This is a genomic window from Pseudoalteromonas aliena, assembly GCF_038155085.1.
Lineage (GTDB): Bacteria > Pseudomonadota > Gammaproteobacteria > Enterobacterales > Alteromonadaceae > Pseudoalteromonas > Pseudoalteromonas aliena_A.
Genome location: NZ_JBAKAU010000004.1, coordinates 26485 through 41384, shown reverse-complemented (window position 1 = coordinate 41384; position 14900 = coordinate 26485). Strand labels below are relative to the sequence as shown.

12 protein-coding genes are annotated in these 14900 nt (G+C 38.2%); 7 read left to right on the top strand and 5 right to left on the bottom strand.

Translation table 11 applies throughout. The features are described 5' to 3' along the window. Positions 1-6 precede the first annotated feature (6 nt). Positions 7-1077, bottom strand: coding sequence for a CDP-glycerol glycerophosphotransferase family protein (locus V6260_RS05840; protein WP_341593115.1), 1071 nt, complete (start codon positions 1075-1077; stop codon positions 7-9). 178 nt (positions 1078-1255) lie between these two features. On the opposite strand from V6260_RS05840, the gene V6260_RS05835 reads away from it, so the two are divergent. Then, positions 1256-2359, top strand: coding sequence for a phosphoribosylaminoimidazolesuccinocarboxamide synthase (locus tag V6260_RS05835; protein WP_341593114.1), 1104 nt, complete (start codon positions 1256-1258; stop codon positions 2357-2359). 472 nt (positions 2360-2831) lie between these two features. After that, positions 2832-5147 carry a bifunctional diguanylate cyclase/phosphodiesterase gene (locus tag V6260_RS05830; RefSeq protein WP_341593113.1) on the top strand — a complete coding sequence of 772 codons (2316 nt, stop codon included), beginning with the start codon at positions 2832-2834 and terminating at the stop codon, positions 5145-5147. Positions 5148-5475: 328 nt separating this feature from the next. Here the strand turns inward: V6260_RS05830 and V6260_RS05825 are convergent, their stop codons facing one another. Beyond that, entirely contained in the window at positions 5476-6483 is a 1008-nt protein-coding gene (locus V6260_RS05825) for a glycosyltransferase family 9 protein (RefSeq protein WP_341593112.1), read from the bottom strand. A gap of 90 nt (positions 6484-6573) precedes the next feature. On the opposite strand from V6260_RS05825, the gene V6260_RS05820 reads away from it, so the two are divergent. Further along, positions 6574-7407, top strand: coding sequence for a sulfurtransferase (locus V6260_RS05820; protein ID WP_341593111.1), 834 nt, complete (start codon positions 6574-6576; stop codon positions 7405-7407). A 68-nt stretch (positions 7408-7475) separates the two neighbouring features. On the opposite strand, the gene V6260_RS05815 is transcribed toward V6260_RS05820, so the two are convergent. After that, complete coding sequence (locus V6260_RS05815) at positions 7476-7835, bottom strand: DUF5522 domain-containing protein (protein WP_341593110.1); 360 nt, start codon at positions 7833-7835, stop codon at positions 7476-7478. Positions 7836-7878: 43 nt separating this feature from the next. Here V6260_RS05815 and V6260_RS05810 point away from each other — a divergent pair, with 43 nt between their 5' ends. Beyond that, on the top strand, positions 7879-8205 hold the full coding sequence (locus V6260_RS05810; RefSeq protein ID WP_341593109.1) for a hypothetical protein: 327 nt from the start codon (positions 7879-7881) through the stop codon (positions 8203-8205). A 186-nt stretch (positions 8206-8391) separates the two neighbouring features. On the opposite strand, the gene V6260_RS05805 is transcribed toward V6260_RS05810, so the two are convergent. Continuing rightward, positions 8392-9360 carry a class 1 fructose-bisphosphatase gene (locus V6260_RS05805; RefSeq protein ID WP_341593108.1) on the bottom strand — a complete coding sequence of 323 codons (969 nt, stop codon included), beginning with the start codon at positions 9358-9360 and terminating at the stop codon, positions 8392-8394. A 154-nt stretch (positions 9361-9514) separates the two neighbouring features. Here V6260_RS05805 and V6260_RS05800 point away from each other — a divergent pair, with 154 nt between their 5' ends. Further along, complete coding sequence (locus V6260_RS05800; RefSeq protein WP_341593107.1) at positions 9515-11944, top strand: zinc-dependent metalloprotease; 2430 nt, start codon at positions 9515-9517, stop codon at positions 11942-11944. Positions 11945-12097: 153 nt separating this feature from the next. Next, complete coding sequence (locus V6260_RS05795) at positions 12098-12871, top strand: YggN family protein (RefSeq protein WP_341593106.1); 774 nt, start codon at positions 12098-12100, stop codon at positions 12869-12871. A gap of 95 nt (positions 12872-12966) precedes the next feature. Here the strand turns inward: V6260_RS05795 and rsuA are convergent, their stop codons facing one another. Continuing rightward, entirely contained in the window at positions 12967-13665 is a 699-nt protein-coding gene (gene rsuA / locus V6260_RS05790; RefSeq protein WP_341593105.1) for a 16S rRNA pseudouridine(516) synthase RsuA, read from the bottom strand. A 59-nt stretch (positions 13666-13724) separates the two neighbouring features. Between rsuA and zapE the strand changes: the two genes are divergently transcribed. After that, positions 13725-14834, top strand: coding sequence for a cell division protein ZapE (gene zapE, locus V6260_RS05785; RefSeq protein ID WP_341593104.1), 1110 nt, complete (start codon positions 13725-13727; stop codon positions 14832-14834). Positions 14835-14900 lie beyond the last annotated feature (66 nt).

Genomic DNA, 14900 nt, shown 5'->3' with positions numbered 1-14900 from the left:
TTTATTCTACCATTTCCAATAATTAAGTTTTTTACGCATTTTAAAACTTCTAATTATATTAAGTGGTTTTGGCTTTAGTTTCTCGTTACTTTGTAAAAATTCATTTGCTGCATTTAATACGCGCTGGCTAGATTGACCATCGGTATACGGATGAAGTTCTTGGCAATAGCTTTCAATATTTTGCATTAAATCACTAGGTTTAGTAAGCGCGTGTTCAATGGCTGCTTCTACTTCATCGGCCTGAGTAACATCAAGAAGGTGAGGGAAGGGCTGTCTTGTGCAAAAAGTTACAACGGGCTTGTGCTGTACTAAAAACATTTGCATAACCGATGAGGTATCACAAAGCATTACATCAGCGACTTGGAGTAATGGGAGTACATTATCAGTTTCTACAAAAGTTAAATTTTGATTACTTAACGCTTTATATTTAGTAACCCACTCAGTTTGCATCTTTGGGTGAAATTGAACTAATATCCTCCACTTTCCTTGTGTACTAAAGCTTTTAATTTTTTCATAGAGTCTAGGCGCAAGTGTTAGTCTATGTGAGAAAGTAGAACATATTAATAATGTAGGTCGGGGATCGTCGCTTTTGTAAGGGTTGTCAGTTGTTTTGCTAAATAATGGGTCTAGGGTCGGCCAGCCTGTTTGAGCTACCTTAAAATGACCGTGCTTTTGCGCCGATTTTGCAAACCGCTTTGTTGTATTAGGGCCTTGCGTACAATATAAGTCGAAACAACCTCTAATCGCAAAGTGACCTTTTTCTCCATTTGTATCTCTTTTGTGGGCATCAAAACCATGAAAAACAGCTACTTTTATTCCTGGAAAAAATGTAGGTATTAAATTAGCTGGAGCAAAAGTGGCGTCAGGAGACCATTCATGAATCTCCTCAATCGAATTAAGCTGTTCCTCATGGTTCTTTAAAAAGCTTGGATTTACATCAGTACCTTGCAAAAACCATCGAACTTCACCACCATATGCCAATATTTGCGCCTGCAAAGGCCTCAAAATAGCGTACGAATAATTTTGAGAAATATACATTAAATATTTTTTATTTTTAGTGGCAGTTAAGTAGTTCAAGCTATCTCCTTAGGCTGGTTTGCCCATTAAGTTTACCCCATTGCGACTTGCTTATAAATATATGCCTTTATTTGTTTTAAGCATCCGATTGAGCTTTGAGGTTGGCTAGATTATTATACAGCCCATATAACCCCATACCATACTTTGCTCTTTGAGCATCCCTAACCCCGGAGATAGCATGACTAGCTATAAAGTTTTAGACGTAAACGATGATTTACCCATTCGTACCAAAGGTGAAGTGCACAGCGGTAAAGTTCGTTCAGTTTATTGGTTAACTGATGAAGACAGCGCTCGATTAATTAAAGATAAAGGCTACCAAGTACCGACTGGTACTGAGCTTGCGATTATGGTTATTTCAGACCGTATTTCTGCATTTGATTGCATTTGGCAAGGCGAAAATGGTTTAAATGGCGTACCGGGTAAAGGTATAGCTTTAAACTCAGTGGCAGCCCATTGGTTTAAGTTATTTGATAAAGCAGGTCTTGCGGGTAATCATATTGTTGATATTCCACATCCGTATGTGTGGATTGTACGTAAAGCCAGTACCGTAAAAGTAGAGGCAATTGCTCGCCAATATATTACGGGTAGCATGTGGCGTGACTACGCTAAAGGCATACGTAACTTTTGTGGTATTGAATTACCAGAAGGTTTAAAAGCAAACCAAAAGCTTGATAACGTTTTAATTACGCCATCAACAAAAGGTATTATTGAAGGCGTTGCTGATATTCCACCTGTTGATGATGTAAATATTACTCGCGCTAATATTACTAACAACTTAGACGTATTTAACTTTAAATCGGCAGATGATGTAACCAAATACGAAAAACTGTTAGTTGAAGGTTTTAAATTAATTAGTGATGAACTAGCGAAGCTTGACCAAATTTTTGTAGATACTAAATTTGAGTTTGGTTATGTAGAGGATTTAAATGGCGCGCAACAGCTTATATATATTGATGAAGTAGGCACGCCTGATTCGTCACGTATTTGGGATGAAGTAGCTTACAAAGATGGTAAAATTGTTGAAAATTCTAAAGAAGGTTTTCGTCAATTACTTATTAATAACGTGCCAGAGAGCGACGTATTATTAAATAAAGATCGCATGAGTGAGCGTGAGAAATTAGCTAAAGATTATATTTTACCAGAATCAGTAATGCTTGAAGTGTCAAATACCTATGTTGACATAGCAAGCAAAATTGTTGGAAAAGATATAGTGATCCCAGAAGATCCTCGCCAAGAAGTAATTACTATTTTAGATACCGACTATGGACTTATTATTAAATAGTAATACTAAAGGATGTTAGTAATATTTATATTTCAATAACTGGATTATAATTCTTGCAATTAGGTCCCGTCTTTAATTAACTTAACCTTATATTAATATTTAGGTTCTGTTACGTTTGGGCGGGCATTGAAATAATAAGTTTACTTTTATCGCTCTCATTTTATTATTAATAGAAAGCCAGTATGGTTTAGTACATTTGAATAATGTAATTAAATTGAGCAAGCTTAATACACGTTACTTATTTCTGTGGTGAGGCTAGTTAGCTTTACTTAACTTTAAGCACTTGATAAAGCCCTGCTAGCTTGCTGTAAAAATATGAACAGTGTCAAGTTAGTATGCGACATCTCTTTTAAAGTGTGACACTGGAGAATAAAAATCATAATAATAAATTCTCAAAAAAAATTATTGGTAGTTATAAATATCTCCATACCAGTACCTACAAACATATTTTTCAGAAATTTTAAGGCTGGTAATGACTAATAGTTTACGAAACCGTATAACCATTTTATGTGTTGGCTTAGTGCTATTGACCACTATGGTTAGCTTGTTTGGTTTTTGGTGGTCTACGAGTAAATTTCAAGAAGAAAAAGTAAACCAGGATATTAGCGTTGCACAAAGTGTCTATAAGCAATATTTAAAGTCAAAAGAAAGCTTATTGCTAACTGCTGCAAAAGTTCTAACCTCAGATTTTGGTTTTAAACAAGCTGTCGCAACCCGTGATGCTGCCACAATAAGTAGCGTGCTATTTAACCACAGCCAACGTATTGATGCAGAGCTAATGTTGCTAATTGACTTGTCGGGTAAATTAATCTCAGCTAATACAAACGAAGATGTCTTTGCTCATAATTTACAACCTTTAATGAAAAAGTTGTTGAGTGCGCCAGAAGAATCGAAATTTGTGGTTCTTAATAATGCTCTTTATCAAGTTATTTTATTACCCGTTAGAGCACCAAGGACTGTTGCTTATAGTTTGGTTGGCTTTAAAATAGATGATGACGTTGCTAATGAGCTAAAAAGCTTAACAGGAATGGATGTTAGCTTTATTGGTAGTGCTGATGATGTTGTTATTAGCTCTTTAGTCAATCGTCCCGAGCCATTTGAACCGGTTAGTTACTTTAGTACAGCGACTACATCACGTTTTTTAGGAGAATATCCAGTTTACAGAAACCTTGATATAGAGCTGCCCTCCTTGTTAACTCATCCTATTATTATTTTATTAAGTGCGGATTTAACGCAAAGTTATAATGATTTTGAAAAGCTCTTATTCACATTAACTATTTTAGCTATATTAACTATATTTGTGGGGGTTATAACAAGTGGTTTATTTGCAAGTAATTTAACTACACCACTTTCTCAGCTTGCTATTATTGCAAAGCAATTTGCACAAGGTAACTATAGATTTGAGTTTAGTGATAAAAAGCAAAGTACTGAAATAGCTACATTAGTGGCTGCGTTCGATAGTATGGGTAATGATATAAATGAGCGTGAGCAGCAAATTAGCTTCCAAGCCCGCCACGACTCTTTAACTGGCTTTTATAATCGTTCTGCGATGCTTGAAATACTAGATAATGAACTAGATAAATTGGTTGAGTACACATTAGTGGCAATTGATATCAAAGGGCTTCGGCACATTAATGATAAGCTCGGTCCGCGGGTAGGTGATGATTGTTTAAAAGCTGTTGCTTGTAGAATAAGTGAGTTTTCAGATGAATTAGGTGGTTTTCACGCTCGTATTGGGGGGGATGAGTTTTTAACAGTGTTTCCTACCGCTGCTGCTCGGGATCAAAAAAGCGGTATTGTTGGCTTAATGGCACAGTTACAAGCTTGTTATACGATCCAAAAGTTAAAAATTAACTTACATTTTAGCGCAGGTATTGTGCAGTACCCTATGCAAGGTATGGCAAGTGATGATTTAATGCGCCGTGTATTAATTGCTGTAGAAAGTGCTACAAACGCTCAAGAGAGTATACATTATTATAAAAGTGGTGAAGAGGAAGCTCATTTAGAGCGTTTAATTATGCTTGATGAGTTAAAACAAGCCATTACTGAAAATGATGGTCAATTGTTTATGACTTATCAGCCAAAACTACACATGAAAACGCAAAAAATAGATAAAGTTGAATCACTTATCCGCTGGCAGCGAAAAGATGGTAGTTGGGTAAACCCAGAGTTGTTCATTGATTTAGCAGAGCAATCAGGGCTCATTGTGGAGTTAACAGCGTGGGTTGTTAATACGGTTGTTGCACAAGTTGCTGATTGGCAATCAAAAGGTCTTGAGATACAAGCGGCAATTAATGTATCGGCACAAGATATCGCCTTTTCAGGATTTCATTCCGCGTTAGTGCGTACACTTAAAAAATACAAAGTAGACCCTCGGTTGATCACAATAGAGCTTACTGAGCGTGATATGATCGAAAACGAAGAAAAGGGCATCAAAGCGCTTGAAAACCTAAAAGCAATTGGCGTTAAAATATCGTTAGATGACTACGGGGTAGGGCAAACATCACTAGGGCGTTTAAAAATGCTACCCATTGATGAGCTAAAGCTAGATAAATGCTTTATTTTAAAATTGGATGAATCAATGGAAGACCAATTTATTGTACAGTCATCAATTACACTAGGTCATCAGTTAGGGTTTTCTGTTGTAGCCGAAGGGGTGGAAACTCTGAGTTCGTTAGAACTGCTAAAAGGTATGCAATGCGACCATGCTCAAGGTTACTACTTAAGCAGGCCTTTAAAGGCCGACTTATTAGAAGTTTGGCTGCACGAATATTATAAAAAACATTAGGGCGTGTTGATCTTTGTGGATTGAAATTTGTTCAATCTAGGGGCGATTAAATCGCGGCGCGAGGTTTGTAACCTAGTGGGCTAAGTAAAAACCGAGCAACAAAGAGTTAATCGTCCCTAGAAAGAACCCAAAGGGCAGCGCATGTTTGGTATTTATGCTGCATTATCGCCTATTCATGGGGAATAACCACACTACATAGGCTCCGCCTTGCCTAAAAACCAAACATACTGCTGCAAATTCACCCACCAAAGATCAACACGCCCTAGGGTCAATATATCGAGTGCTATCAGCTATAGCCTGTTTAAAATGAAAATATAGAAACTTAGCCTTATTTTTCTAGTAAAAAAATGCTCGCTTCAGCTATTTTTTCTGGCGTGATTTCTTCGATTATTTCGGTATCATTTAGTCTATTCCCATTCGCGACTAGGGATACTTTATTTTCATACTTGGGTTCCACAATACTCCAGGGTGAAGTGCCTAAACCAACTACGGCAACAAATGCTGTTTTTGTTGCAGATGCTATATGCATTGCGCCAGAATCAATGGTAATCAATAAATCTACGCTGGCAATTATGTCGACCAGTTCGGTTAAATTTGTTTTGCCTGTTAGATCTTGAAAATCGATATTATTATCGCTTAAGTCTTGTGATATTTTAGCATTTTCGGATGTCTCTTGATTGTCTCCGACAAGTATAAAGTGAGATGGCGATATTTGATCTATAAGAGCTAAAGATCTAAATGCTTGAGGAGATGGATAATGCCTACATTTTTTTACCAAGCCACCATAATAAACAGCAATTACAGGTTTGCTGTGATTCGCTTTAATTAACTCACTCTTTTTGCTAAAAATATAGGTTGAAGGAGATGAAGAAAATGGTTGGCCGTGGGGTTCATTTACTAGGCGGCAATACCTATTTATGTAGTGATGACTATTATTTAGCTTATATTTGTGACTTAGTAGCCAAGAGCGTCCATTCTTTTTGTAGCCAATTTTGTATTTGATATTTGCTAAAGTGCATAGCAAGGCCTCAGAAAATGCACTTCTCATAATTACTGCAAGTTGAACATTGTGCTCTTTTATTTTTTTAGCTTGATAAAATATAGATTTTTTTTGTTTTTTATCATAACGTTCATCTACCATCACCGTTAAATTTAAACGATCGTCACGTTCGAATATAGGTGCCAAAAGGGGCTTAACTAGTACAATTATTTTATTGTTAGGATAAAGCTTTCTTAATAGTGATATAGCAGTCATATTATTAATGGCATCACCGATAAACTTTGGCTGAATGACTAAAATGGCGCCAGTTATTTTTTTATTTATTGGCCGTGTCATAATTAATATGTTTTCTCAATTAAATTTATTAATAATATTAACTCAATTCATTGAAGTTTTTAAGTATTATGTATTTCTTGGATATAAATAATGAAGAATCTAATTACCTGCCAGCAATTACATAACCGATTGAATAACCGTTCGTTAGTAGTATTTGATGCTGGTATGCTGCATCCAGGCGTTTTAGGTATTTATTCACCGCAAGCCATGCTCCCTAATGCTAAACGTTTTGACATAAAAAACGAGTTGGCCGATAGTTCAAACCCCTTGCCAAGTACTGTATGCAGTGAGCAGCAATTTACTCATGTTATGCAAAATGCAGGCGTAAATAACGATTCGTTTATAGTTGTATATGAAGATGGCGGTTTATTTAGCGCAGCACGGGCATGGTGGATGTTAAAGGCTATGGGGCATCAAAATGTAAAAGTACTCAGTGGAGGCCTTAAAAAGTGGTTAGAGTGCGGTTACGCCACGCAGCAAGGTTATAGCAAATCGTTAGATAAAGGTGATTTTACGGCAAGCTATAATTGTGAGTATTTTATTAATAGCCAACAAGTGTTTGACGCAATAGATGAGCCCAACACTGTATTGCTAGATGCACGTGCTTATAAACGATTTACAGGCGAAGAAAGTGAACCCCGAAAAGGTATGCGTAGCGGGCATATCCCAAATAGTCGCTCGTTGCCCTTTATGGATTTACTTAATAAAGGTGAAGCCAAACCACTCACTGAAATTAAAGCGATACTTGGTGATGTGGTCGATGATGCGCAGCAGTTACAATTTAGCTGTGGCTCAGGTATTACGGCGTGTGTTTTAGCGTTATTTGCCACCGAGTGTGGCTACAGTAATTTAAGTGTTTATGATGGCTCGTGGAGTGAGTGGGGCGCAAGTGATTCATTGCCCATCGCCACGGGAGAAAAGTAGATGTGTTGTGGGTATAGAGCTTGCTCACGTTAAAAGCGTAGCTTTTGTGGTTTAATTTACTACGTACTTTATTTTTTAAAACCATAAGGGCAGTTTTTACAACCATTTTTGCAGCACGAACCACGCTTTAAAAAAAACCACTTACTAAATATCATGTAACCACTTTGCATGGTGTAGTCGAGTCCTTCAATTAAATTCTCGTTACCTCTAAATTGCTTTGCAAAGTCTATTTGGGTTTTAATTGGCTGTGTATAAACACCCTCTAAAAAAGTATTTATTTTATTAAGCGTGCACTTGCGGCATAAACAACTTGTTGCTGTGATATCAAGCGGTAAAATAGCTGGCAGCTCATTGCACCAACACGCTGATATATCGTCTACATTACACGTTAGAGTCCTGTGGCATTGAGTGCAGTTAAGTTGAGTCATTATAATTCTTTTTAGTAACAGTGAGTCAAGAATAACAAATATTATGAATACACAAAAAGCATTAGCTGAGTTTATTACGTTTGGTGAGCAAAGGGACGAAGCTATATCGGTTATCGTTTCAAGCCCTGCTGATAGCAATAGAGCTCACTATACTCTCTCAGCCGAGGTTTTAATTGATGTACTTAAGCGCTGTTTAAGTAACGAAATAGATGTAGATGATTTAGAGCTTTGGGCAAACGTAATTGAATCGCGAGATGATATTGATTGTGCTGAGCTCGAAGGTTTTATTTATGCGCTCAGTAATAGCGAGCAAATGGGAGAGCTTAATCATCAAAAGCTTGCTCAAATAGTTGCGTTAGTAAAAGTTTGATTTGTTTAAAAAGCAAGGTATAAAACTCACCGACAACACGGAGCATAAACCTGTAGGTGCGAATTTACTTTGCGCTCATATAACGTGGCTTTGGTGGTTAAAAAGCGAGGTGTAAAACCTCACCTACAAAAAAACCGCACTTCAATTGAATGCGGTTTTTAAATTGAAGGCAATCGTTTTAAGCGATTATTTATGATATCCCAAGCATGTTTCTACTTCGTTTTTAGAACCTAAAATAACGGCTACGCGCTGGTGGATTGCATCAGGCTGAATATCCATAATGCGCTCGGTACCGGTTGATGCAATACCGCCAGCTTGCTCTACCAACATAGCCATTGGATTTGCTTCGTAAAGTAGGCGTAATTTATTTGGCTTTTTAGGATCTTTAGTATCGGTAGGGTAAGTAAACAAACCACCACGGCTAAGTACGCGATGCACATCGCCCACCATTGCTGCAATCCAGCGCATATTAAAGTTTTTAGCGCGAGGGCCAGTATCGCCTGCGAGTAAATCGTTGATGTAGTTTTGCATAGCTGGTTGCCAATGGCGCTGATTAGATGAATTAATAGCAAATTCGTTAGTATCAGCAGGAATGCTTGCAAAATCTTGTGTAAGTAAAAAGCTGCCTTGTGTTTTATCAAGAGTAAACATGCGCGTGCCTTTACCTGTAGTTAGCGCAAGCATAGTTGATGGGCCGTAAAGTACGTAACCTGCTGCAACTTGCTTGTGGCCTGGCTGCATAAATATGCTTTGATCAGCAGCGTCAGAACCTTCAGGCGCTTCCATAATAGAAAATATAGTACCGACTAGCGAGTTAATGTCGGTATTTGACGAGCCATCGAGTGGATCAAATGCCACTATAAATTTAGCGTCTGGATTACCTGCTACTGTGTAGTCTTCTTCTTCAGAGGCGATTGCTTTAACCGTACCTGATTCCAGTAAAATATCTTTTAACAGCTGATTAGATAATACATCGAGCTTTTTTTGAGTTTCACCTTGAATGTTTTCATCAAGGGTTGAGCCTAATACGCCAGAAAGCGCGCCTTGACCAACGCGAAACGAAATTTCTTTACATGCCGCTAAAACTGTTCGAATTAACGATAAAAGTTCTCTTGAACAACCATCTTCAAGTAATACTGGAGGGAGTCTACGCATTCTATTTTCCTGATAACGTGTTAAAACCAATCATAATGTGAGAGAGATTAGCTTAGAGCGCTGAAATTTGTCTTAAATACCTGTATTGTTTAAATAGCACCCTATAATGGGACCACCTAATCGTACTTAAAACACAAATAACAAAGATAAGATTATGAAAAAAATACCACTACTAAGTTACATATTCTTTACTGTGCTGTGCTCTATCATAACTCAAGCGCACGCAGCAATTAAGTCAATTGATGAATTTACTACGCAAATGAATCATTTTCCGGGCTATTATTCGTTTTTTTACGATACCCAAAACGGAAAAGTATATTTAAAAGTTGATAAGTTTGAACAACAATTTTTATTACAGCAAAGTTTGCCTTACGGTATTGGCTCTAACGACATAGGCCTTGATAGAGGTCAGCTTGGTAATGCTCACCTTGTGCAGTTTGAGCGTTTTGGTGACAAAGTAATGCTGCGGGCTGTAAATACTTACTATCGTGCTAATACAAGTAACAAGGCTGAACAGCAAAGTATTAAAGAAGCGTTTGCATCAAGTATACTTGCTGGTTTTAAAGTGGTCGCAGAAAATAAAGCCACAGTACTTATTGATTACACGCCTTATTTATTAAGTGATGTACATGGCGTAAGCCGAACGCTTGCTGCACGAAAACAAGGTAACTTTAGCCTTGATGAATCACGTAGCGCCGTTTATATGAATCGCTCAAAAGCATTTGTAAAAAACACCGAGCTTGAAGCTGTACTTACATTCAAGGGCACAAACCCAGGTGAATTTGTTCGCCAAGTAAGTGCTGACCCTTATGCGCTTACCGTTCATATGCATCATTCACTAATTCAACTACCAGATGATAACTACACGCCTCGTAAGTTTAATCCGCAATCAGGTTTTTGGAGCATAGAACATAAAGATTACGCAGCGCCGCTTGGTGAGTCTATGTACGTACGTTACATACCACGCCACCGTCTAACTAAAAAAGACTCAAGTTTACCTATTAGTGAACCTGTTAAACCAATTGTTTATTACCTTGATCCTGGCGTTCCAGAGCCCGTTAAAAGCGCTTTGCTTGAAGGTGGAAAGTGGTGGAACGATGCATTTACTGCTGCAGGATATAAAAACGCATTTATAGTAAAAGTGCTGCCAAGTAGCGCCGACCCGATGGATATTCGTTACAACGTAATTCAATGGGTACACCGTGCAACCCGAGGTTGGTCATACGGTAGTTCGGTAATTGACCCACGCACGGGTGAAATACTTAAAGGGCATGTAACGCTCGGCTCACTGCGTGTTCGCCAAGATATATTAATTGCTGAAGCACTTGCTGCTCCTTATTTAAAAGGCAATGAAGTTGCTAAAAACTTGCAAGCAATGGCGCTTGATCGTATTCGCCAATTAAGCGCACATGAAATTGGCCATACTTTAGGTATTGCTCATAACTTTGCGGCATCGGTAGGTGATAGAGCTTCTGTAATGGACTACCCACATCCGCTACTTAGTTTTAATGAACAAGGTAAGCTTGATGTAACGCGCGGTTATGCAACAGGAATGGGTGTGTGGGATACCCAAGTAATTAAATATGGCTATAGCGATTTTACTAACCAAGATGAAAGCGCAGAACTCACTGCTATTTTAAAAGAGAACAAAACTAAAGGCCTTGAGTTTATATCTGACAGCGACGCTCGTGCTAAAGGTGGCGCGCATCCAACAGCTCATTTATGGGATAACGGCACTAATCCTTCTCAGGAGCTTTTACGCGTACTCGACGTACGAAAAAAAGCGCTTTCGCAGTTTGGTATTAATAATATTAAAACGGGCGATGCATTATCGCAATTAGAAGAAAAACTAGTCCCGCTTTATCTGTTTCATCGTTTTCAGGTTGAGGCTGCAGTTAAGCTTATAGCCGGTGTCGATTACGAATACGAAACACGCGGTGACTCACCCGTAAAAGGCGCACAAGTCGTTAATAAAAAAACACAGCAAGAAGCGGTAAACGCTATTTTTGCAACACTTAAGCCAAGTAACTTATTACTTCCTGAATCTGTGTTATCGCTAATTCCGCCAAAAGCATATGGCGAGTCTAAATCGCGCGAGAGCATAGTTGGGCGCACTGGGTTAACGCTCGATGCAATGGCATTACCCGAGGTTGCAGTGCAGCACAGCTTGTCGCTTTTATTAAATGCACAGCGTTTAAATCGCTTAGCGCAGCAACAAACGCGTAGTAATGACTTTTATAGTTTAGATGAGTTACTTGAGGAGCTATATGGCCATGTGTTTAACGCGTCATCACCTAATACAATGACAGGTAAAATCACTCAGCGCGTGCAATTTTTAACTGCAAAAACCATGGCTGATTTAGTAGCAAGCGATAGTGCAAGCCCTGAAGTACAAGCACAGTTACGGTACTACTTAGTTAAGTTAAGTGAAGACTTTAACCAGAACTCAATGTTGAGCCATACAAGTACTGGTGAGAGTGCATTTAAGCAATATTTAGCTGAACAAGTGGATCAATTTTTGAATAAAGGACAATGGCCTAGTAATTTCAAAGCATTACCTATTCCACCGGGTTCACCTATTTAGGGTAAAACTTTAAGTGCTCAGTTTTAATAAGTTACCAGTAAAACAGCGAGTATATGTATACTTGGTGTTTTCCTGATAGCTTTACTTTTACTTGCATAAAGTTGGTTTTTTGTTAACCTACTTACCTTCCATTTTAGTCTTTTTGAGGTGTTTATGGCGTTTTTATCTCGTTCGATATTGGCGTTGTCCATAGCACTTTCAAGCCCCAGTGTATTTGCGCAAAAGCAATGTGATGTAGAGCTAAGGCATGGTTTAATAATTACCGACGATGTAATTCGAATTGTTGACAAAGGTCAAACTCGTGTGCAAATCAACAATAATAACCAATTATTTATTCGAGGTTATTGGGTTGATTTAAGTGATGATGAAAGCAAAGTACTTGAACAATTTAGTAATGGTATTCGCCATACCGTTCCGGAATTAGTAAACCTAGCCACCGATGGTGTTAATTTAGGTTTAAGTGCGATTGAGCACGTAGTCGAAGGCATGTCAGATAAAGAACCAGAAGTACTTAAAACTCAACTGCAATATGTAGAGCGTGCGCTAATGGATAAATTTAAGCGTGGTGATGACTTCTTTTTTATAGCTCCGCAATCACTTTCACAAATAGATGATTTTTTTACTAAAGAAATTAGCCAAAAAATTCACTCCGCAGTGCATGGTTCCCTTGGTGCTATTTTAGTGTCGTTAGGGGATGCATTTAAATCCCGTGAAGGTAATATAGAAGATCGTATTAACGACATGGGCCAGCGCATGGATATCATCACAAAAGAGATTGATAAGTCTTTACAAAAAAAAGCACATCAGCTTGAGCTTAAAGCGTCTGAATATTGTGAATGCTTAAATGCCCTGGATGTTACTGAGTCACGTTTGCAAGCTATTGTGCCAGGCATGGCTGACTTTGACTTAGTGCAGATAAAATCGTAACTTGAGCCTTTGCTATCAATTAATAGTTATCAGAAAGTAGATTATTTCTTACACAGATAGCATTTTCACCAGTGAATCTATATTTTTGACAACGTTTACAACTTAATTTCTTCGAGTGTTAATAATCGATATTCACCACTAGCTAAGTTTTCATCTAGGGTAATCCCTGCAATCTGCTCGCGATGCAACTCAATTACTTTGTTATCTACCGCATAAAGCATGCGTTTAACTTGATGATATTTACCTTCACTTATTGATAAACGCAGGCCGTAATTAGCAAGCTTCTCAGCAATAGCTGGGCGAGTTAAATCTTTTTCGTTATGCAGCATGACACCTGTGCGTAATTGCTCAAGGGCTTCATCGGTAATAGGTTCTTGGGTTTCAACGAGGTAGGTTTTAAATTTATTGCTTTTAGGTGACGTAATTTTATGTGACCAATCGCCATCATTGGTAATAATAACTAACCCTGTGGTATCTATATCAAGGCGCCCTGCAACGTGAAAGTCGCTCATATTTGGCTCATCAAGTAAGTCAAAAACGGTTTTATGTAGCTCGTCACTGTTAGCACATACATAGCCAACCGGTTTATTTAGCATGTAGTAGCGCTTACCTAAAAATACCAAAGGCGTACCTTGGTGCAGTACTTCATCTTGCTGGGCTAGCTGAAAATTATGTGAGGTAATTATTTCCCCATTAACGCTTACTTCTTTACGCTTAATGCTAGCGCGAGCTTGCGTGCGCGGTATTTCAGCTAAGTGGCTAATAAATTTATCTAAGCGGCAAGGGAATTTCATTTTGGTTCACATTTTTAGTCGGCTACAATGGGCGCGATTATAGCCGATAGTGAAATACCATGACAGTGTACAGCACACAAATTTTAAGCCTTTACCAAGCAAAAATAGACACAGGTGAACTGTGTTTTGATGCGGCGCAGCAAAATGCAGTGGAGGCTTTAAATACGCTAAGCGAGCAACTTCAAGCTCACACACTATGGTGGCAAAATACCCCCCAAATAAAAGGAATTTATTTATATGGGCCAGTAGGGCGTGGCAAATCCATGCTAATGGATTTATTTTATAAAAACCTACCTATTGAGCAAAAGCAGCGCCTGCATTTTCATCATTTTATAGCGCAAGTGCATGCTCAGCTTTCGCAGCTACAAGGTCAAAAAAATCCACTAATCCTAATTGCAAAACAGTGGGCTAAAAATATTCGTGTATTGTGTTTTGACGAGTTTTTTGTGAGCGACATTGGCGATGCCATGATTATGTCCAGATTGTTTAATGCGTTGTTTGAACAAGGTGTTGTGCTGGTGGCCACATCGAACGCAAAGCCAGAGCAGCTTTATTACAATGGCCTGCAACGAGCGCGATTTTTACCTACTATCGATTTAATTAATAACCATTGCCATATAATTAACGTGGCAGGGGAGGACGATCACCGCTTTAGATATGGTAAAAACAGTCGTCACTATTTTATTAATTTATCAAATCACGATTTTAAAAATGAGTTTTTAGCTTCGCATTCAGTAGTAACATGTAGCAATACAATTACTGTACATGGCCGCGATTTACCTTATTTATTTAAAGCAGATAATGCCTTGATGATTGATTTTATGGCGCTATGCTCAGGCCCTCGTAGTGCTAACGATTATATGTTTTTAGCAACGCAATTTGATGTGTTATATGTATCGAACGTGCCGCAAATGGGTGTTAAAGCAACGGGTAAAGTTATTGTGCATGGTATAGAAGATAGCTATCAACGCGAAAAGCAAATGCTTGATGAGCACACTTTTGATGACGAAGCACGGCGCTTTATAGCATTGGTTGATGAGTTTTACGATTGCCATAAATTACTGGTAATAAATGCGCAAACCGACATTGAACATTTGTATAAAGGTAAAAAGTTGAGCTTTGAATATGCACGCACGCAATCACGCATAGTCGAAATGCAAAATTGGTAACGCTTTAATATATTATAAACGAGCTTGCTCAATTGAGAAGCGCAGCTTCTAATTATGAAGTTATTT